This is a genomic window from Veillonella sp. T14073-2, from assembly GCF_002959875.1.
Lineage (GTDB): Bacteria > Bacillota > Negativicutes > Veillonellales > Veillonellaceae > Veillonella > Veillonella infantium.
The window spans coordinates 54067-76424 of the sequence record NZ_PPDC01000004.1 but is presented as its reverse complement, the minus strand read 5'-3'; the positions used below and the strand labels follow the sequence as shown (position 1 = coordinate 76424).

The window sequence follows — 22358 nt, the reverse complement described above, 5'->3', positions numbered from 1 at the left end:
TTGATAGACACAGGAATAAGCCTAAAATTAACAATAAAAAGACCGCCTTCACCAAGCACAGATAATACTCGGTAAAGGCGGTCATCCCTAGAGTAGAGAATTCCTAACAATTTTTAATCAAACAAAATACTCACATTCTTAAGGGTATATCTTATTCTTTATTTAGCTTTTTTAGCTTTTACGTACATAGCTACTTTGTACAAGAATATGCAAAGTAATAAGTACATTACGATACTGAGGTATGTTGCTTCTGGTGTTTCAACCCAGTCTTGAGCGAATACATCAACACCTGCAATACGAAGTACGGCACTGAATAAAGAACCAATAGCACCACCAGCTACGAGACCAGATGCAATTGTGCTACCTTTGGAGAAGCGAAGATCTGCCAATTCTTTATCTTTTGTACTATTTTGTACGAAGTATGCAATCAAACCACCGATAAGTAATGGTGTGTTGATTTCCATAGGCAAGTACGTACCAAGTGCAAATGCCAATGGTGGAACTTTTACCATCCACAAGATAATAGCGAATAATGCACCAGCCATGTATAGAGGCCATTGAGCACTACCACCAGTCATCATTGGCTCAATGATAGCAGCCATAGCATTAGCTTGTGGAGCATTTAATGCATGGTCTCCTACGAAGCCATATGCATCGTTCAAGAGGATCATAACGCCTACAGAAAGTACGGCACAAAGAATGGTACCAACGATTTGCCATTGTTCCATTTTCTTAGGTGTCGCACCTGTCATGTGCGCTACTTTGAGTTCAGACATGAAGTTACCAGCCATACCGATGGTTGTACCGATGAAGGATGCCATCATGAGGACTGCAATCATACCTACTTTACCAGTCATACCTGCAGCTGTTAAGCATACAGCGGAGATGATAATCATGAAGATTGTCATACCAGATACTGGTTCTGTACCTGTATAAGCAATGGAGCTGATACCTACTACAGATAATAAGAAGGACATAATTAGAACGATTAAGAATGCTACGATTGTTTGGGAGAAGCTTTCAGCATACATAAAGTGGAAATATGCTGCAAATAGAACTGTACATAATAAGATGCCAGCGCCAATCCAAGATGTAGGAACATCACGTTGTGTACGAAGCAAGTTAACATCAACAGTTTTGGAACTGAAAATATCAAGTACTGCATTTTTTACAACACTAGCTACTACCTTAGACATATTGAGCAATCCGATGATACCTGCCATAGCAAGCATACCGATACCAATATGGCGAACATAGTCTAAGAATACTTTACGAATAGGAGCTTCTGCAAGTGGAACTGCATGCCCATTGATTTGCATGATGTGTTCCGGAGCTAAATAGTATACGATTGGAATACATACGAACCAAGAGAAGAAGGAACCAGCTGCGATAATAGCTGCATACCGTAAGCCTGTAAAGTAACCAAGGCCAAGCAATGCAGCATCTGTATCTACAGCAGCATTTAACTTAGTTTGATCTGCCAAAGCAGTGCCCCATTTAAATGCGGTAGTACGGATAACCTCTTCCCACCAACCGAGGCTGTTAAGAATAAAGTCATATACAAGAGCGATAAGACCAGAACCAAGCATGAGTTTCGCTTTGCTACCTTCATTACTCATTAGCACTTCAGCAGCAGCACGACCGCTTGGGAACGGATACACATAGTGCATTTCCTCAACAAAGTAGCGACGGAACATAACGCATAATAGAACACCAAGTACGCCACCAAGGATAATAGGAATCGCCATTTGTACAAAGGTTACATCTGTAACATTCCAAATGTATAGAGCTGGTAAGAAGAACATGGCACCAGCTAATGTGTTCGTACTAGAACTAGCGATAGCCTGAATGTGAACCGTTTCGGCAAAAGCATTTTGCCGTTTCAAAATAACTGCTGTACCCATAGCAAGTACAGATACTGGAGCAAAGGCATCTACTGTTTGACCAATTTTCAAACATAAATACCCTACAGCCAGTGTGAAAATTGCCGCATAGAATAGGCCCCAGAATACTACATATGAGTTAATCTCTACGTAATCCTTCTTAGGATCTAATACGGGTTCTACGGGCGGAATAGAACGAGTTTCGTCCGACATGGTAAAACCTCCTCACAGAAAATGTACAAACGTATAACTATTCACCTTTATACTAACACGGCACTATATATGGTTCAATGGTTTTCTATGCATTATGCGAATAAAATATCACACCTTCCATAAATATTTATTTTGCATTTTCATCCCCACTGTTCTACAATGAAAGTATATTAAGAACCTTTATTATATACAGTATTTATACCAATATGTATAACACGTATGTTTACTTACGAGGAGGCTCATTATGGAATCAATGGTCGAACGTTTTGTACGCTATACAAGCATAAATACACGGTCTAACGAGGAAAGTACAACCATTCCAAGTACTCAAACTCAAGTAGACTTTGCTACTAATGTGCTCGTTCCTGATTTAAAAGCAATCGGTTTAGATGAAGTTATTTACAACCGTGAAAATGGTTTTGTTATCGGCACATTAAATGCTAATACAGATGAAAAAGCACCTGCTATTGGCTTTATCGCTCATATGGATACAGCTGATTACAACGCAGAAAATATTAAACCTCGCATTGTAGAAAACTATGATGGCGGCGATATTTGCCTCAACGAAGAACATCAAATCTATACACGTCGTGCAGATTTTCCTAATTTAAAGAACTATATTGGTAAATCCTTGGTAGTAACCGATGGTCTTACACTACTAGGCGGTGACGACAAAGCTGGCATCTGCGAAATCATGGAAGCCCTCGCCTACCTCGTAGCTCATCCAGAAATCAAGCACGGTAAAATCATGTGTGCCTTTGGCCCAGATGAAGAAATCGGTACCGGTGCAGATCACTTTGATGTAAAACAGTTTCCTGTTGATTTTGCTTATACTATTGATGGTGAAAGCCTTGGCCAACTTGAATACGAAACATTTAATGCTGCTGGCGGTACAGTTACATTAAAAGGTGTATCTGTTCATACAGGCACTGCGAAAGGCATTATGATTAACTGTGCTAAATTAGCAATGCAATTCGATGCGCTATTACCAGGTGCTGCTGTTCCAGAACACACATGCGGTCGCCAAGGTTTCTTTATGCTCATGAGCATGGAAACTCAAGTGGATACTGGTAAAATGAACTATATCATACGCGACCATGACAAAGAATTGTTCGAAGCGAAAAAAGCATTCTTCTTACAAGCTGGTCAAACATTAAACGAAATCTATGGCCGCGAAGTATGTGAAGTATCTGTAAAAGATCAATATTACAATATGTACGATATCATCAAAGACAACATGGAATGTGTCAACGTAGCTAAAGCAGCTATGGAAAAAGCAGGTATTACTCCTATTTGCGACCCTATCCGAGGCGGTACAGATGGTTCTAAAATCTCCTTCATGGGCATCCCTACCCCTAATATCTTCACTGGCGTAGAAAACCTACACGGCCGTCATGAATTCGCATGTATCGATGACATGAAAAAAGCCGTAGAAATTATCGTAAACATCGTTAATATTGAGAAATAATAGGTTACAATGTAAGTTCTCATGCACCTATACTACTAGATGGCGTTTGAAGGATATTTAAATACTAAACTAGTAGTATAGACTACAATGGAATACTAAGATACCTGAACAATAAATAAGGACTATACGAGATATCTCGTATAGTCCTTTTTATACGTTATGTGCTTGTAAGAAATATAGCTAATATTATGCTAATTTTCCATTACGTTTACGATTTCTGATTTGTTCTTCTTCAGCGCGAGCTTTCAAAGAAAGATCTTTTTCAGTACCTACATAACGGCCATAGAGGAAATAATAAGCAACGAATGCAAGAAGTGCTACTACAACAGTAACATGGAACATACTTGTATAACCGACTACCTCTTTAATAGCACCTAAAATGTATGGACCAAAACCTAGGCCCATATCTAAGGCAATGAAATATGTAGATGTGGCAACACCAATGCGGTGAACAGGAACGATTTTAACAGTTACTGCTTGACCGTTTGACATAAATGTACCGTAGCCAAGACCAACAAACACAGCAGATAAGAGTATAAGCCATGTAGAGTGAGCGATGGACAATAAGAAAATACCAAGCGCTAAAGATATGAAGCAAGGATAAAGAACGAAGTTTTCCCCTTTCATATCAAATACAATACCAAGTAATGGTCTTGTTATCGTAATAACTACAGCATATACAACGAAGAAGAATGTACCTGCTAAGATAAGGTTTAAATCTTTTGTATAAGCTGCCATAAAACCAATAACACCAGAGTATGCAAAACCTACTAGTATAGAAACAAGACTAATAGAATTCATACGTGGTTCGATATAATCGGAAATTTTAATGCCTTTATGTTCTTCAGAATCAATATCGAGCTTAGGTTCATTAAATTTCATGATAACGGAACTGATACCACAAAGGATGATAAGAGCAACACAGAAGGCGATGATAAAGTCATAGCCAAGGCTATGAAGCATCAAAATACCTAAAAACGGACCTACTGCAGCGGCAAGAGATGTAGACAAACCATAGTAGTTAATCCCTTCACCACGACGTGACATTGGAATAATAGCGGCTATGATTGTACTTGTAGCTGTAGATGTAATACCGTAAGCAAAACCATTTATGAAACGAACACTGTAGAGCATCAATAAATTAGGTGTATAGAAGTACATAGCTGTTGAAACTAAGTAAATCAATAAACCTAAGTACAACATCTTACGACAGCCTAAAATACTAATAAACCGTCCTGCTAACAAACGAGCAACAACAGTACCAATAATATAAATACCAACAGCCAATCCAGCTTGACTTGCTGTGGCATGAAGATTATCCTTTGCTACTACCGCAATAATAACGATTAATAAATAATAAATCAAAAATACTAGGAAATTAATCAAAGTATCAAGGACAAAGGCTCTTGTCCATAAGGCCTCTTTAGCCTTATCCATAATATCAACTCCATTTTCTTAAACTATTGTCAACCATTTGCAACAACGGTTAATTATAAACCTCTCACTATAAAAATCAAGAATTAAAATGTTATACACCTCATTACTTTTATTTATAACAGGATATATATAACCAATTATAATATAGTTATTGTCGTTATTTTTATTTACATTAATTTTTAATAATAAAAACACCTTTGACTGTTTATATGGCATCATTAAAAATACAATATAACAACAAAGGTGTTATTTATACATATTAAATTAGTTTACTTATCAAGATTATTTCGTTTGTAATCCACAAGCCTTAAAGAAATTTTTATAGGCTTCAGCCTTTTTGTCAAGGCTTAATGGATATGCACGAGATGTAGATGGCAATCGTGTTAACGTCAATTCACGACCGTTAAACACAAAGGGAATTGTCTCCCCTGTTTTAGGTAGTTTAACCTTTTCTGGCAAAAGGCTTAACAAAATTTCTGTGGCCTTACCACCTGTGGTACCAATATGTTTACAGTGTGGAATTCGGTCCAATACCTCTGCAAGCGGTACAGGTTCAACGACCTTAAGAAATGCATCCGATGCATTGCCCTTTTCGCGTATAGCTTTCAAAACAGTAGGACAAGAAGCAATCCCCGCTTCAGATAAGAACGCTTTGATCTTATCCGCATCAAAGGCTTTTTCCTCACCTTTTCTAAAGTGTTCCTTATCGTCAAAGAATACTAAGCCATACACGCGCCACATATCATTTTGAAAGTTAGGATAATGAAATTCCATAGATCGCTTTTCGGAAGTTGGTGGGAATGTTCCCATCATCATTACCGTCGTATTCTTTGGTAAGAATGGCGGAAATGGTCTCGTTTCAATTGTTTCTGCCACAGAGCATCAACTCCTTTCACAATCTAGTATGGACTCAACTTTCAACACAATATATGAACTATGTCACACATTCAAGTTCAATAACATACTACGTGAGATATTAAAAATATTACTAAAACATATAGCGATGACTATAAGATCAACCATTATTGAACGATAGGTTGAGATACCAATGTATTGATATAATCAAAACCTACTGGTGTTGGAGATACGAGGTACAAGCACACAACAGCAGCTACAGCAAATCCAATAGCCAAGTAGGAGAAGCTGCCATGGCGTGGAAACTCGTACAAACCAAAGAGACGAATACCGATAGCCGCACCAATAGCAGTAATCAAGGATGGTATGGAGAAGATATTATACAGTCCAAACACCACCATGAGACCTGCATAACCACCTACTACGGTAATCATTGGTAACATACGATCCATTGGATTTGGAATAGAACGAGTTAGCGCCGCTGGGTAGTAAGATGCTTCTACACCAAACATCCCCAAGAATAGATTAAAGTCAGCCCAAATTGTTTCCCACGCACCTCTAAAAGCATCTCGATGGTTACCTACATACCATGCAAAGCCTGTAATAACTAAGATTGCTAAACCAGCACAGATGAAGTAGTATTCGCTAGGAATTTTTGGACCTGCATAAGCACCTACAGCCGTTACAACAGCACTTAAAACTGATGTAACGATAACGCGGTGTAAACGAGGACGTTTATTTTCAGGAATCCGTTTATACACGGTAGCCAATAGTTCTAATACAAAGCAAGCCATAAAGACTGCAATACCCGCAGCCGGTGCAAAGTAGGCTGTAATAATAGTCAAAATAAAGGGAATGCACAAGCGCCATTTAGGGAATAATACAAGATCTTTATAATCTAAACGAACGTCTTGTGTCTCCATTGTAAAGTTGTTATACACTACAAAGAGCAACATGAAAGCGATGACATCAATGGCATTAGCACCCCAAATCAATAGAGTTGGTACTATAATCATTGACAAGGCCACCCCAGATACACGGGATAAACCAGCGGCAACTATGCCAAGTAAGAAAAACGGTATTAAAGCAGAGATAATTTCGAACATAATATTCCTCCCATCATTGTATAAATTTAAGTATATAGTATCTACTACACTACATCAAGGAGAGATATATTTTTTCATAGCTAGTCGCTTTCTCACCGCAGAAGCAGAGCATCCCATCATCTGTGCTATTTTAGCAACACCATACCCTTTTGCTCGTAGGTTTTTTATGTTATTTTCATCTAACTGTAAAGTATTGGTACGAATTTCTATGCCTTGTTCCCGTAGATAAATAGCCACCGTAGATCCTCGTATACCATAGGCTAAACCTATGTCATCAGTACTCATATGATGATGAATATATAAGTAAGCCATCTCCTCTACCTTTTGAGATGTTTGTGCCCTAGGCGTTGTACACATTCCCATATGGCGCAATATATGATGTACCTTCCATCGGGATATGCCGTACATGCGAGCAATAGAATCCGAAGTATTTCCACTTTTATAAGCCCTACAAATACGTACTGGATCGATAGATACATTCTTCGTGGATCGCTGACAAGCCAGTCCATATTCCTTCATACGGCTTGCCATTGTCGTAATAGACACATCATAACGCTTTGCTAACGAGTGCAGAGACCACTTACCAGTTTCGTATAGAGCTTGTACATGAACCATATTGATATCCTTTTGTAAAGGTCTTCGCTCAATGTCATACTGCTTCATGCGTCGCATAATAGTGTCTACACTACACTGAAAATACTCTGCTACCTCTCTAACACTCCACTGTTTTTCTACATATAGTTGTTCCAATAGCTGTCTAGGTATAACGCGCACATTACGATACATAATATCACCTTTCCTTATAGACGAACTCCTTTCTCTATTATTGTGAAAGCTCCATCAAGAAAAAACAATACAAAAAAGGTTCCTAATAGTCACATAGGTGACCAATAGGAACCTCTTTCCATATGTAATTATATGCACCACATACGATAGATATAATTTTAGTTGCTATCACAATATCCGGCATAAACCATTCATATTCTATGGCCTAACAACCTTCTAGTAGAGCTTATTGTTAGCATTCTAATTAGCGATATCTCCGCTCTAGAGCTTTTGGCTTGCCTAAAATGATAGACCACTTCATCCCCTCTTTCAAGGCATGATTAGCTTTTCGTTTACCTGTTGAGGTTACAGCTGGGGCAGTCGTAACGTCTATATTCTCAAGAAGAACACGACCCTCTTTAGATGCTTTATCGCGTTTAAACTCAGCTAATCGCTCATTTAAAGAAGGACCTGTAACAGATTCTCGAGTCGAACGAGTCGTATTAGTACTAAAGCTAGTTGATTTAATTGAGGTTTTCTTGGATGAACCATGAGTACCTTGTTGCGTTGTAGACGCTTCATCGTAATGATTCTCGGAAGCTAAAACTGTTTGAGTTTTATCATTACTTGGATGCACTTCAACATGTTTTTCAGATGTCTCCGTATCATCATATTGAAACAGTCTTCCGCCCTTTTTTCGTAAAGGGGCCTCAGGATGCTGATTCTCAATCGGTCTATTTTTAAAAATATCTCGATAGAAATCATCATCATACAACAAATCCTCAGGCGAAGGTTCTACAGGCTTTTTCTCTATGGAGATACCATATTCACGCTCCATATCCTCCCAAGTCTGACCTGAACTTTCATGGTCCTCATACTCTTCAGGCTCTTCAGTATTCTTGCTTTTTATAATAGAAAAAGCAATGTACGCGATGATAGCTAGAACAAATATAGGATTATTCGAAAAGATGGATAGCACGGAAGACAAAATAGAGTCCATAGCTACTCCTATTCACTATCTGCTAAGTTTTCACGCATTTTAGTGTCTGCAATAATATTGTTCATATTGTAGTAATCCATAACGCCAAGATTACCGTTTCTGAAAGCTTCTGCCAATGCTTTAGGAACTTCAGCTTGTGCTTCCACAACCTTAGCTTGCATGTCTTGTGTTTTCGCACGCATTTCTTGTTCTGTAGCAACAGCCATTGCACGGCGTTCTTCCGCACGAGCTTGAGCAATTTTCTTGTCTGCTTCCGCTTGATCTGTTTGCAATTGAGCACCGATATTACGTCCTACGTCTACGTCAGCAATATCGATGGACAAGATTTCGAATGCAGTACCCGCATCAAGACCTTTACCCAATACAGTACGAGAGATGTGATCTGGATTTTCTAATACATCTGTATGCTCTTCAGAGGAACCTACAGTTGTTACAATACCTTCACCAACACGGGCGATAATAGTAGCTTCGCCAGCACCACCAACGAGGCGATCAATATTAGCACGTACAGTTACACGAGCACGAACCTTGAGTTCGATACCGTTTTTCGCTACTGCAGAGATAATTGGTGTTTCAATCACTTTAGGATTAACGGACATTTGAACCGCTTCCAATACGTCACGACCTGCAAGGTCGATAGCTGCGGAACGTTCGAATGTCAAAGGAATAGATGCCCGTTCAGCGGCAATCAAAGCATCTACAACGCGGTCAACGTCACCACCTGCAAGGTAATGAGCTTCAAGCTGATTTACATTAACATCAAGGCCCGCTTTATTAGCTTTGATCAAAGGCATTACGATTTGGGATGGATTTACACGACGCAAGCGCATACCTACGAGTGTAAAGATACCAACATTAACGCCTGCTGCAAGAGCAGATACCCAAAGGCCTAATGGCACTACATACAAGAACACCATAATCCCAATCAGTAGAATCGGAATCAAAATTAAAATACCTACATCCATAATAACCTCCATTATATACGACGATGTGGTGAAAGCTTAATCGCGCTTTCTAACAATATTGCGGCCGCCTACAACACGAAGTACCACAATAGGTGAACCGGCATCGATGAAGTCCCCTTCGGTCACAACATCCACCAAATTACCATCAATTTTAGCAATACCTGCAGGACGCAGTGTAGTATGAGCTACGCCCTCTTTACCAGCTAAGTCCTCTAATACATCATTAGATACATAGCCAGCCTTGGTCGTAGATCGTTGCCCTAAGGTAAACAATTTGCCTATCCAAGTCTTTTCAAAGTGATTAAAGAACACGATGATAAGGACAATTAGCAAGGCTGTTAATCCTAGTACTGCATACAGCGCTATCGTTCCTTCTCCAAGAGCTACAAAAACGCCCCAAAGAAATGCACAATAACCGATGAGTCCTAAAATACCGCCCGGTACAACGAGTTCTACCGCCATCAGGGAAATCCCTATAGCCATCCAAATTAAAAACTCCATAGGCCCTCCTCTCTATAATTAATTTTATACAACTTATATACTCATTATACAATATTAAAAATAATTTTTAAATTGCAATATGAATTCGATCTGTTAACCGTTATTTTTTGGATCTAACCTTAATAACATAGCATTAATGGCGACGATGACTGTTGACACAGACATTAGGACTGCTCCTAATGCAGGGCTTAATGTGATACCAATAGGAGCCAAAATTCCTGCAGCTAGAGGGATAGCTATAAAGTTATAACCGGCTCCCCAAAAGAGATTTTGTTTCATTTTACGAGTTGTTTTGTGTGCTAATTCAATAAATGATTCAATATCTCCTGGATCAGATTGAGTCAAGATGACATCAGCTGAATCCAACGCCACTTGAGTTCCTGCACCGACCGCTATTCCAACATCTGCCAAGGCAAGAGAAGGAGCATCATTGATACCGTCACCTACCATGATAACTTTTTTTCCTTCTTCTTTAAGTGTTTTTACTAACTCATATTTGTCTTGTGGAGATTGATTTGATCTATATTCAATCTCTAAATATTCTGCCACGCCTTGAGCTGCTTTTTCATTATCACCTGTTGCCATAATTGGTTGAATATTGTTCTTTTTAAGAACTTTAATTAACTCTTTGCTCGTTGGTTTTAATTCATCCCCTAAAGCTACAGCACCAATAGCATCATCGTTTTCTACTAAGACACTGAGAGTTGCCCCTTTTGGAATATCAATATCCAGATTACGTCCGTAGGCTTTTTGACTGATTAATTGGTAACGGTGCCCGCCTGCTTTACCCTCTACTCCAGCACCGGAAATCACATCAATAGAATCAAAAGATGCTGGACGTATATTTTGCTGCTCGGCGAAACTTATAATTGATTGAGCAATTGGGTGACTAGATCCTCCTTCAATACCTGCCAATAAGGCAATGATTTCCTCTTTCTTATATTTGTTACTAAAAAGTTCAACGTCTAATACTTTAAACTCACCAGTTGTTAAAGTACCTGTTTTATCTAAAATTATCACATCTGCATCTTGAGCTATTTCTAAGGCTTGGCGGTCTTTCACCAGTAACCCACGACTGGCTCCTAAGCTTGTGCTACGGGCGGTGACCAATGGAATAGCCAGACCTAATGCATGTGGACAAGCTATAACTAAGGTCGCGATAGTAAAGGTAACTGCCGTTGGGATATCTCCAATAATCATCCACACTACAAAAGCTATTAGTGCGGCAATGACCGCAATATAGAAGAGCCATCCTGCAACCTTTTGAGCAATATTTTCTGCTCTGGAAGGCTGACTTTGAGCTTGACTGATTAAATTCTGAACTTGAGAGATGAAGGATTGATCACCTGTCTCAAGCACTTTAATATAAAGTACCCCTTCTCCATTTGTTGAGCCTCCGATTACTTCATCGCCAGGGCCTTTTTTTACTGCTTTTGACTCCCCAGTTAGAAGAGCTTCATTTAAACGTGATTCGCCACGCTCGATAATCCCGTCTGCTGGCACATTTTCTCCGGCTTGAACACGAATTAAATCACCTATCTTTAAGTCAGCAACTGGTCGTGTTTCAATTGAATCGTCTTCTAATACAACGTGAGCATCTTTCGGCACTAACTTAGCCAATGCTGCTTGTGCGTCTCCTGCTTCTCCAATAGCTTTCATCTCAATCCAGTGACCTAATAACATGATTAATAGTAATGAAGCAAATTCAAAGAAAAAGTCCATCACGTGTTCACCCGTTACGTAGGTGATGATCACAGCATAAACACTGTATAAATATGAAGCACTTAAACCTAAAGAAACTAGAGTCATCATTCCAAGTTCTTTTTGTTTAAATTCGTCAACTGCGCCTTGATAGAACGGACGTCCACCATAAATAATTAATATAGTAGATAAAATAGCTACTACAATATCAGAATACGAAAAAGTAAACTGGAATGGTAGTTCAAATCCATACATAGGGGATAAGAGCATAATAACGATTCCTAGTGGCAATGACTTTAAGAAAAGTTCCTTAAAGCTTCCGTGATGATGGTGGTCATGCCCTCTGTGCCCACTGTGATCATGACCCGCATGATGGTCGTGATGTTGATCCTTATGGTGCCCACTGTGGTCATGACCAGTATGATGGTCGTGATGTTGATCCTTATGGTGCCCGCTGTGATCATGCCCAGCATGATGGTCGTGATGTTGATCCTTATGGTCTCCATGTTCATCTGTGATTCCATGCTCGTGTTTTAACTTATCCATGTCGTCATAATCATGGTGATTATGGGACGAATATCTGTTGTCATTATTCATTTTAAATTCCACCTTATGCTTAATGATGATGTAAATGACATTCGCATTGTCCTTCTGGACAATTGCAATCCACTTCTTCTACTGCGAAAGATTTTTTCATCTCTAATATTTTTTCTAGTCGATCTATATCATCGAAGCTTAAAACATGATTTTCAATGATGCTTCCTATTACATTTCCGACTTTCTTATTGCAAATACGGTTAAAAATATCTTCTACATAATCCCTTACGGCTTCTTTCTCTTCAATATTGGCAGTGTAAATAAAATTTCTACCTTCTTGCTCTGTATTTAGTACGCCTTTTCCAACTAATCGACCTAAGATCGTTTTGATAGTGGATTGTGTCCAGCCCATTTTTTCTTGCAATACGGAAATGACTTTTTTACTAGTTACTCGATCATTTGACCAAACTACACGCATGACTTCCCACTCAGCATCTGTGATATAAGTATTAAGTTCTATTGTTCTCATTTTCCTTTTCACCTCGTCGTTTACAAATGTAAACAAATTTGTTTAAAACAAGTCTACTATTGTAAACGAATTATGTCAAGTCTTTTTAATAAATGTAAGCAACGCTTATAGCTTTTTATCTCTCCACTTCTATCCCATAATAATTTTCATGGTTTTTTCTAAACTAAAAACGACTACTTTCACAGATATACATCTGATCTAGTAGTCGTTTATTATAAGGAGTAAAAAACAAATTGGGCTTATAAACGCAACGATTTATATGGTAGCCTCACAGCAACTTGAATTATACTTCTGTTTTTTTCAATTGATCATTACCAACGCCTGTTTTTTGAAGGATTAATAAGATAATACTCATTGCCATGCCTACTACAGTAGCAAGACCCATGCCTTTCAATACAACAGGACCTACAGCAAGTTCTGCACCGCTAAGACCTACAACAAGGATAACAGATGTTAAGATCATATTAACAGGGTTTGTATAATCTACCTTGCGTTCTACAAGCATGCGCAAACCGGATGCTGCAATGATACCGAATAAGAGAATGGATACACCACCCATAACTGGAACTGGAATAGCATGAATAAGAGCTGCTACTTTACCTACAAAGGAGATAATCATCGCAAGAACTGCAGCACCACCAATTACCCATACGCTAAAGCAACGAGTAATAGCGAGGACACCAATATTTTCACCGTATGTCGTATTTGGTGTGGCACCAAAGAACCCAGAAAGGATGTTCGCAAGGCCATCACCTAGCAAGGAACGTTGTAAACCTGGTTCTTTCATCAAGTCTTTTGATACAATGTTGCTCGTTACAACTAAGTGACCTACGTGCTCAGCAAATACTACAAAGAGTGCTGGCATAATCATAATAATGGCATTGATATCAAATACAGGCATGCCATAGAACTGTGGTAAAGAGAACCAAGGAGCAGCCTCTACACCAGAGAAATCAACAACGCCCATGAAGGCAGACAAGATATATCCGGATACAACGCCAATCAAAACAGGGATTACAGCTAAGAAGCCACGGAACACAACAGTACCAAGCAAGGTAACAACTAAGGAAAACATAGAGATAAAAATAGCTTGGCTGTGGCTCATGCCCAAGTCTTGATTACCAATAAGGCCAGACATACTCATCGCTACTGGCGCTAATTCCAAACCGATAATAGCTACGATAGCCCCCATCGCTGCTGGAGGGAATAACTTATCGATCCAACGAGTACCAATATAACGAACGAGAATAGATAAAATTACAAAGGATAAACCAAATACAACGAAGGCCCCCTTTGCGGCCTCATAACCGAGACCTGCAGATAATACGCCTGCTACAGGAGCAATGAAAGCAAAGCTAGATCCGAGGTATGCAGGGATTTTACCTTTACAAACAAATAAATACAGTAATGTACCGATACCATTCATAAATAAAGCTGTTGCCGGATCTACTTTTAACAAATATGGTACCAATACAGTAGAACCAAACATAGCAAATAAATGTTGGAAACTAAGTGGCAACATTCGACCCCAGGACGGGCGTTCTTGGATATCAATATAATCCTTCATTTTTTCTCCTCACACACAATACAAGTACGTTACATTTATGCAGCACCTCTTAAGAGATGCTATATCAATCCACACTAAATATATTCACCTTATACTACATAAGTTAAATATCAACGTTCAGACCTAGGTCGTCTACGAGTAGGCTTTTTAGTCTCTCTCGGTCTGAATGGACCAGGCATTTCCGTTTTTTGAGGACTCTTCGGAGCAGCCGGTTTGAATCGGCTTTGCGTTTCCTCACGTAAAGATGGTAAAGCCTCAGCAGTACCAACTTGTTTTACACCTTCCACATTGCGACGACCAACGCTAGCTAACAAGCCTATGGCCATAAAGTTCATTAACAATGAAGAACCACCATAACTAATAAATGGCAAAGGCACACCTGTTACCGGCATAATACCGCAAACCATGGCAATATTAAACAATGCTTGTCCACTGATGAGCAAGGTTATGCCCATAGCTAACCATCTGCCAAATTCATCACGAGATTTATTAGCAATGCGGAAACCAAAGTATGTAAAGGCCGCTACCAACAGAACGACAAAGACAGCTCCGACAAAGCCCATTTCTTGAGCCCACACGGCAAATGCAAAATCTGTATGAGCCTCTGGCAAGTAAAAGTACTTAGATGTACCTTGCATAAAGCCTTCCCCAAGAATACCACCAGAACCTACGGCCAAAAGACCTTGTACAGTTTGATAGCCCATATCTTGAGCATGAGGCCAAGGATCGAACCAAGACTGAATCCGTTCCCAACGATATGGCGACATTCGAGCTGCAATGAAGCCTATCACACCAGCTACGGCAAAGGCACCACCAAAGAATCGCCCATCAAAACCTGCTAAGTAAATTAGTATGAAAGAGAACCCAAAAATCAGTACAGTAGTCCCCATATCTGGTTGCAAGATGGTTAGAACTGCAAAGATTATAGGCCAAACTAACATTGGCAACATATAACCTACCCGTTCTCCCACATAACCTTGTAAATTCGTTAGTGGATTATTATATCTCGCTTTCCCCCATTTTCTCATAGTACTCAACTTAGCCGATGTCCATATTATGGCGGCTAACTTGGCAAATTCCGATGGCTGTATTGATACGGGACCGATAACAATCCACCGGCGAGCACCATTAATGACAGAGCCAGCCACTAGGACTAACACCATACCTATGAGTGTTACAATCATGATGCGTTGTAACATATGTGGCTTTTGTAGTTGTCTATAATCATACCGATATAAAACAACACCTATTGCCATTGAAAGAAATAGGAAACCTATATGTTTTGAAAAGTACCCTAAAAGCCCTGTATTTTCGTAAATAGAGCTAATATAGGTGGCACTGAAGATATTCACACTACCTATAATCGTGATGAGTACTATAGGTAAGAGCATACCTTGTAAATCATTTTTAAAGAGTGAGCCCCACCGACTATCCCCCTTATTCGGTGTTTCCATGTTAAGCCTCCTTTTGTACTTTCGGCTTAATTGCTTCTAAGCGAAAAATAGGTTGCCCTTTAGCACTAAACTTTTCTTCATACTCAGTTTTTACATTTGGAAGATCTGTACTATGTAAATCATAGGTTACATTTTTAAGTTCCCATCCGCATTCTTTGAATTCTTCAAGAGAGAACATAAATAAGCCTTCATTATCAGTTTTAAAGTGAACCTCACCACCGTCTTTTAAAAGACGAGCATAACGATCGAGGAATGTATGATATGTGAGGCGACGCTTAGCATGCTTTGCCTTAGGCCATGGATCACAGAAGTTGATATAGAAGCGATCTACTTCACCTGGCGCAACAATCTCTTCAATACCAGCGATATCAAAGAGAGATACCTTAGCATTATCTCGTTCCGCTTCAAAGATTTTTTGTGCTGCGTAATAAATTACCCCAATTTGCACTTCAAATCCTACGAAGTTAGCATCTGGATACGCTTCGGCCATACCCGCAATAAAGCGGCCCTTACCTGTACCAAGCTCCATATATAATGGTCGTTCAGGATGTGCAAATAACTCACGCCATTTACCCTTGTACTGCTCTTGACCAGATAAAATAATATGAGAGTCATATTCGTGGATAGCTTCATCAATCCACGGTTTTCTACGAAGGCGCATACTTTCTCCTTACATCTATATTAATTATTAATTATATCTATTATTACAGGTCATATACCTATCTTATTAATTATAGAAAAGGGGGCGTTAAACGTCAATTATATTTCCCTTTTCTACATATGATTAGAACATAAAAAGACCTACCTCCGAAGAAGTAGGTCTAGATGGTATTAGAAGATCAAAGTTTCAAGATTTTCAATTTGATATTTGCTGAGGCCAAGCTCAGATAAACTCTTTTCAGATGCAGCGAATAGATTATTTTTACCTACACGCGTACCTAAAGCTGCGGCAGCGACCAATTCACGGTCCAATTTACCTAGGCGAGAACGATTGCGATTTTGCGGTTTCGGCTTCTTCATACGGAACGTATTATATTGAACCGCTTCCTTAGCGTCCTCAGGCTTCTGCTTTGTTAAAGCAGCCCCATTAGTGCCATTCCCCAATAAAGCACTAAGTCCTGTTTGCTTAGGAACCATTTTTTCGTAATCAGCACCAAACTCAGGGCGCTCTTCACGCAATTGATCGAATGTAGCTAAAGCTGCATTCATTTGCTTCAAACCAGCAGCAGAGTAAAGTTGACGAATCGCAATACTCACCTCTTGCGGTGTCAACGTACCTCGCTCAATAGCAGAAGCGATTGCACTTTTCAACGCACCTTGATCACCGGACGCTGTATAGCGACCGATATCAACTAAGTCTTTTTGACGTGCATTGAGTTCTTTAGGCGTATATATATTTATCTCAGATATAGACGGTGCCTGCTTAGAAGGCTGTTCTCCCGCCCCATTAGCCTCAGACATATAGCCACCGGCGACGATGGCCACGGCTAATGTTAAGGTTAATACTTTTTTCAACGTCTTAGAATCTCCCTTTTCATTAATACTTACTTATATAATACTGTGATATTTTTGTACATTAACAACAAACTTGTTCTACTGTAATACATACTGTAGATAATATTATATAATACTTCATCTAATTTTTATAGTCCTATTCGAAAAAAATCTATAATCTTTTAACATTTTTTATATTTTTATAAAATATAACATTAAAATAATGCAGTAGGAATCGGAAATTCACTAAATTCCTACTGCATTTATAGAGAGAATTATTTATTTAATATTTTATCAAACTAAACGGATAAAATTTGTTTGGCATCAGCCACAATTTGTTCTAAAGAAACGCCATTTTCTCTTAACAGTTCAGTTGCATCATAACGATCGTGGAACTCTTTAGCAATACCATAGTTTTTAACGCGCATATTAGATGGCCCATAGAAACTAGCTACACGTTGGCCCCAACCGCCTTCAACTACACCATCTTCTAAAGTAAATACAACAGAATGATTTGCCTTCAAAGATTCAAGTAATTCTTCATCTATACCCGAAGCAAATTTAGGGTTTACAACAGTTGCACTGATGCCCTCTTTCAATAATTCATCTGCTACTTCATTAGCTAAGTGGTAGAAATTACCCAAACCGAGCAATACAATATCTTTACCTTCACGTGTCACTTCGAATTTATTTAACACGCTATAATCCGTCGTATCAGCCACACCAGTAGATATAAACTTACCTACAGGAACACGAATTGCTACCGGATGCTCATGTTGATGCACGGCATACTCAGTCATAGCCAACAACTCTTCATTATTGGTAGGTGCTAAGTATACCAAATTAGGAATGCTTGTAAGCATAGGTATATCAAAGAACCCCAAATGCGTGACATCGTTCATGCCATATACAGAGGCCTGGTGATTCATAATAACGGCACTATTATTATTGACGCAAAGATCTTGTACTAATTGGTCATAGGTACGTTGTAAGAATGTACTATACACATTAAATACGGGTTTACCACCATTTTTAGCAATACCAGAGCTCATGGCAATAGCATGCTCTTCTGCAATACCTACGTCAATATATTGTTTGCCTGCCGCTTTGCGCCTTTCAGAATTAAATCCGAGGCCACCTGGTGTACCTGCAATAATAGCTACCACTGTTGGATCTACTTTGATTTGCTCCATCAAGTAGTTCGCAATCGTACCAACATACGTTGGACCATTATCTTTCGCTTTTAGCTTACCTGTTTCTAAGTCAAATGGCATTGTCCAGTGGAACTTTTCTTTATTTTGCTCTGCAATGGTATAGCCCTTACCTTTTTGAGTAACAATATGTAACACAATTGGGTGATCAATATCTTTTACATCCTTAAACACATCAATTAATGTTTCTAAATCATTACCGTTTGCAACAAAACGATAGTCTAAACCAAGAGCTGTGAAAATATTGGTGGAACTTTCACCATTAGTTTCACGTAATTCTCGAAGACCACGGTATAAACCACCATGATTTTCTGCAATGGATTGGTCATTATCGTTAACGATGATAATCATATTACTATCTAACGTAGCTGCATAATCGAGACATTCAAAGGCTTCCCCACCAGATAAGGAACCATCACCAATAATAGCGATAATATTTTCAGAGTCCCCTTTTAAATTACGAGCCGTTGCTAAACCAGATGCTAAAGAGATAGATGTGGAGGTATGACCAATGTTGAAGAAATCGTGCTCACTTTCAGTAGGATCTGTATAACCTGTTACATCATCATAATGATCATGGTCTAAAAATGCTAAGGCACGACCTGTGACCATTTTATGTACATAAGACTGATGAGATACGTCATAGACAATCTTATCTACAGGTGAGTTAAATACATAGTGCAAGGCCATAATCATTTCCGCTGCACCCATAGGAGGGCCAACATGACCGCCGTGTTCAGATACCTTTGTCATGAGGGCTTGACGAGCTTGTGCCGTTAAATCTGTTAATTCAGCAAGGGATAAGCCTTTTAAATCGGCTGGAGATTTTATATCAATTAAATGCATGAGTTTCCTTTCTTTTCAGCCTCCATTGGCATTTTATTAAAACCATGAGACTTTCTGTATTGCATACTCTTGATAATATATCTAATTACAATTTTATATCAAAATATGAGGAAATCCAATGACATATACAGTTGGCGAAATCGAAAAAAATACAGCACCATATAAATAAGAGGAGCTCTCCAATATGAGTCTTTTTATTTGTTTGGACTTTCATATATAGTTTTATAACCGCCCTCTGTAACAGCTACAATTTGTTCAATTTCATCCGTTGGATCTTCTGTAAAAGTAAAACTTTCACTAGCATCAAAGGATGCACTCGTTCCACAAGAGGAACTCAAATCGCGCGGCACCGGACGGAGTTCTATATTTGTTACCCCTTCAGGGGCTTCACGGTTGAAGCGAATCGCTCCAAAATGAGAGTAAAAGGTTGCAATATATTTCATAGTCACTCATTTCTAATCTACGCATTTGCCCGTTTTGTATTAACGATAGCAATGATGAGAGCCACTACAAAGCCAATACCTACTGCGATTTGACCATTTAATGTAGGGCCAGCACCAGAGGCAGCTAAACCAAAATTATGAGCGAACGCCGCACCAGCTGCAAGACCAAGTACTGTTACAGCAGAATCAGAATTACCTTCACCAGTCATAATCAATTGACGTAATGGACAACCACCAAGCAACACGCTACAGAAACCGGCAAGCGCCATACCTAGGAAGTTCCACAACCCATCTGTATGTGCAATCGGTTGGTTTTCAAAGCCAAGATGGAAGTTACCAAAACTAATATTTACAACAAATACACCTACAAGCACTGCAAGGTACCCAAAAATAAGAATAGATTTTTTAAACAAGAATAAATCTCTAAAGCCCCCAACGGTGCAAAGACGGCTAAACTGAGCTAAGCCGCCTACTACGAGGCCTGCCGCCAATGAAATCAACCAAGGTGCATGCATGGCCCCAGGGCCTTTTTGGCTAAAGAAGATAAATGCTGGTGCTGTTACAACAAGTACGAGCAAACCAACTTGAATAGCAGGCATCATAGCAGATTCTAATTTGCTCAATGCATAGGTGCGTTGTAAAGAATAGCCTTTTTTCAAGAATATAGTACCAAATCCAATACCACCTGCAAAGCCAGCAATGCCGAACAAAGCATTTAAGTCACCGCCGCCAAGTCGTAAAATCATACGAATTGGACAGCCGAGGAACATCAAAGCACCAATCATAACAAAGAAGCCAAGAATAAATCGAATAATTGGGGATGAACCACCTTTACTTTGGTGCTCCCCACGAATCATGGACAATACATAAGCCCCTAATATAAGACCAATAATTTCTGGACGAATGTACTGTACCAGCGCAGCACGATGTAGACCTAGACCACCGACAGTATCGCGAACAAAGCACGCAATACAGAATCCCATATTACCTGGATTTCCAGCTAATACGAGGAAGCCCGCGATAGCACCAATAATAAGGCCTGCAATAATTAAATTCCGTTTTTCATGAGACCCACTCATAGTAAACTCCTTTCAAACTACAAACACAAAAACTCTATGAGTACATGCTCCGATTCTAAGTAACATGCTACTCATGATATAATAGCCATAAATATACATTGTTATTTATGGAGATTATCTATGGACTATATCTATTTAGACAATGCAAGCACTTCATTTCCCAAAGCACCAACAGTTGCCACTGCTATATCCGACTATATAACGAACCGGGGTATAAACATCAACCGTGGTTCCTATTCCCTCTCCTATGATGTAGAGGATACGATCTATACAACGAGACAACGACTGCACACCTTATTTAACGGTCATGATCCATCCCATGTCATCTTTACACAGAATGTGACGATGAGCTTAAATATGGTCATCAAGGGCCTATTGAAAGCAGGAGATCATGTGCTCGTTAGCTCAATGGAGCACAACGCAGTCATGAGACCGCTTACCCAACTGCTAGATAAAGACATTACCTTTGATACTATTCCATGCGACTCCACAGGATACATCCAAATGGAATCTATCGAGCCATTAATTCGTCCTAACACAGTAGCCCTAATTATCAATCACGCTTCCAATGTATGTGGAACCATTCAACCGCTCGAATCAATTGGCTCAATCTGCAAGGCTCATAATCTACAATTTATTGTAGACGCAGCCCAAACGGCAGGTGTTATTCCTATTGATGTGAAAGCATATCATATCGATGCACTTTGCTTTACGGGTCATAAAGGCTTATTGGGACCTCAAGGTATTGGTGGCATTATATTGACCAAAGAAATGGCTCAGACCTTAGTCCCTCTTATCGCTGGTGGTACAGGTAGCTTCTCACATTTAGAAACGATGCCTACCCATATGCCCGACGCCTTTGAAGCAGGTACGTTAAATCTACCTGGCATCATTGGGCTCAATGAAGGCCTCTCCTATATTGAGTCACAAGGAATGGAGAACATTCACAACCACGGGCTAGCGTTAACACAAGCCTTCCTAGAAGGATTACAATCAATAGATGTTGTTAACATCATTGGTAAACAAGATATCCAAGATAGAACTGCCGTTGTATCCATCACAATCGATAGTATGGACCCAGCAAGTATTGCTTACGAACTAGAATCTGCTTATCACATCATGACACGTGTTGGTCTCCACTGTGCCCCGCGAGCACACCAAACGCTAGGAACCTATCCAGAAGGAACCGTACGCTTCTCCTTTGGCTATGCCAACACACTTAAAGATGTGGAATCGGCATTATCGGCTCTACAAAGAATCGCTAAAAATACTAAATAATACATAACTATTAAGGCTATATACTT

Annotated in this window: 19 protein-coding genes; 2 read left to right on the top strand and 17 right to left on the bottom strand. The window is 39.4% G+C overall.

The genetic code is table 11. The features are described from left to right. Positions 1 to 158: 158 nt before the first annotated feature. Positions 159 to 2096, bottom strand: coding sequence for an OPT family oligopeptide transporter (locus tag VCHSUH04_RS02835; RefSeq protein ID WP_105085259.1), 1938 nt, complete (start codon positions 2094 to 2096; stop codon positions 159 to 161). Positions 2097 to 2340: 244 nt separating this feature from the next. Between VCHSUH04_RS02835 and pepT the strand changes: the two genes are divergently transcribed. Next, entirely contained in the window at positions 2341 to 3564 is a 1224-nt protein-coding gene (gene pepT, locus VCHSUH04_RS02830; protein ID WP_105085258.1) for a peptidase T, read from the top strand. A 186-nt stretch (positions 3565 to 3750) separates the two neighbouring features. Here pepT and VCHSUH04_RS02825 read toward each other — a convergent pair whose 3' ends face one another. The 16 genes from VCHSUH04_RS02825 to yedE all read right to left on the bottom strand — a co-directional run bounded on the left by VCHSUH04_RS02825 (position 3751) and on the right by yedE (position 21054). Then, positions 3751 to 5001, bottom strand: a complete 1251-nt coding sequence (locus VCHSUH04_RS02825) for an MFS transporter (protein WP_105085257.1) — start codon at positions 4999 to 5001, stop codon at positions 3751 to 3753. Between the two features lie 282 nt (positions 5002 to 5283). Then, positions 5284 to 5877: a DNA glycosylase gene (locus VCHSUH04_RS02820; RefSeq protein WP_105085256.1), complete on the bottom strand. Its 594-nt coding sequence runs from the start codon at positions 5875 to 5877 to the stop codon at positions 5284 to 5286. 146 nt (positions 5878 to 6023) lie between these two features. Beyond that, the gene (locus VCHSUH04_RS02815) at positions 6024 to 6962 is read right to left on the bottom strand and encodes a hypothetical protein (RefSeq protein WP_060923819.1); all 939 of its coding nucleotides are present in this window, start codon (positions 6960 to 6962) and stop codon (positions 6024 to 6026) included. A gap of 54 nt (positions 6963 to 7016) precedes the next feature. Next, the gene (locus VCHSUH04_RS02810; protein ID WP_105085255.1) at positions 7017 to 7748 is read right to left on the bottom strand and encodes a sortase; all 732 of its coding nucleotides are present in this window, start codon (positions 7746 to 7748) and stop codon (positions 7017 to 7019) included. A gap of 244 nt (positions 7749 to 7992) precedes the next feature. Continuing rightward, positions 7993 to 8727 carry a hypothetical protein gene (locus VCHSUH04_RS02805; protein WP_105085254.1) on the bottom strand — a complete coding sequence of 245 codons (735 nt, stop codon included), beginning with the start codon at positions 8725 to 8727 and terminating at the stop codon, positions 7993 to 7995. 8 nt (positions 8728 to 8735) lie between these two features. Then, the gene (floA, locus tag VCHSUH04_RS02800) at positions 8736 to 9692 is read right to left on the bottom strand and encodes a flotillin-like protein FloA (protein WP_059361546.1); all 957 of its coding nucleotides are present in this window, start codon (positions 9690 to 9692) and stop codon (positions 8736 to 8738) included. A gap of 36 nt (positions 9693 to 9728) precedes the next feature. Beyond that, complete coding sequence (locus tag VCHSUH04_RS02795) at positions 9729 to 10193, bottom strand: NfeD family protein (RefSeq protein WP_105085253.1); 465 nt, start codon at positions 10191 to 10193, stop codon at positions 9729 to 9731. 93 nt (positions 10194 to 10286) lie between these two features. Further along, complete coding sequence (locus VCHSUH04_RS02790) at positions 10287 to 12491, bottom strand: heavy metal translocating P-type ATPase (protein WP_105085252.1); 2205 nt, start codon at positions 12489 to 12491, stop codon at positions 10287 to 10289. 19 nt (positions 12492 to 12510) lie between these two features. Further along, positions 12511 to 12960 carry a CopY/TcrY family copper transport repressor gene (locus VCHSUH04_RS02785; RefSeq protein WP_105085251.1) on the bottom strand — a complete coding sequence of 150 codons (450 nt, stop codon included), beginning with the start codon at positions 12958 to 12960 and terminating at the stop codon, positions 12511 to 12513. 283 nt (positions 12961 to 13243) lie between these two features. Further along, entirely contained in the window at positions 13244 to 14527 is a 1284-nt protein-coding gene (uraA, locus tag VCHSUH04_RS02780; RefSeq protein ID WP_105085250.1) for a uracil permease, read from the bottom strand. Positions 14528 to 14637: 110 nt separating this feature from the next. Then, complete coding sequence (locus VCHSUH04_RS02775; protein ID WP_105085249.1) at positions 14638 to 15981, bottom strand: FtsW/RodA/SpoVE family cell cycle protein; 1344 nt, start codon at positions 15979 to 15981, stop codon at positions 14638 to 14640. 1 nt (position 15982) lies between these two features. Continuing rightward, positions 15983 to 16642, bottom strand: coding sequence for a tRNA (guanosine(46)-N7)-methyltransferase TrmB (gene trmB, locus VCHSUH04_RS02770; protein ID WP_105085248.1), 660 nt, complete (start codon positions 16640 to 16642; stop codon positions 15983 to 15985). Positions 16643 to 16812: 170 nt separating this feature from the next. Further along, on the bottom strand, positions 16813 to 17496 hold the full coding sequence (locus VCHSUH04_RS02765; RefSeq protein ID WP_105085247.1) for a carboxymuconolactone decarboxylase family protein: 684 nt from the start codon (positions 17494 to 17496) through the stop codon (positions 16813 to 16815). A 278-nt stretch (positions 17497 to 17774) separates the two neighbouring features. Then, on the bottom strand, positions 17775 to 19532 hold the full coding sequence (locus VCHSUH04_RS02760) for a 1-deoxy-D-xylulose-5-phosphate synthase (protein ID WP_105085246.1): 1758 nt from the start codon (positions 19530 to 19532) through the stop codon (positions 17775 to 17777). A 194-nt stretch (positions 19533 to 19726) separates the two neighbouring features. After that, positions 19727 to 19975 carry a DUF3343 domain-containing protein gene (locus VCHSUH04_RS02755; protein WP_105085245.1) on the bottom strand — a complete coding sequence of 83 codons (249 nt, stop codon included), beginning with the start codon at positions 19973 to 19975 and terminating at the stop codon, positions 19727 to 19729. 17 nt (positions 19976 to 19992) lie between these two features. Beyond that, a complete protein-coding gene (gene yedE / locus VCHSUH04_RS02750; RefSeq protein ID WP_105085244.1) occupies positions 19993 to 21054 on the bottom strand; it encodes a YedE family putative selenium transporter in 1062 nt (353 codons plus the stop codon). Between the two features lie 120 nt (positions 21055 to 21174). Between yedE and VCHSUH04_RS02745 the strand changes: the two genes are divergently transcribed. Then, on the top strand, positions 21175 to 22332 hold the full coding sequence (locus VCHSUH04_RS02745; RefSeq protein WP_105085243.1) for an aminotransferase class V-fold PLP-dependent enzyme: 1158 nt from the start codon (positions 21175 to 21177) through the stop codon (positions 22330 to 22332). Positions 22333 to 22358 lie beyond the last annotated feature (26 nt).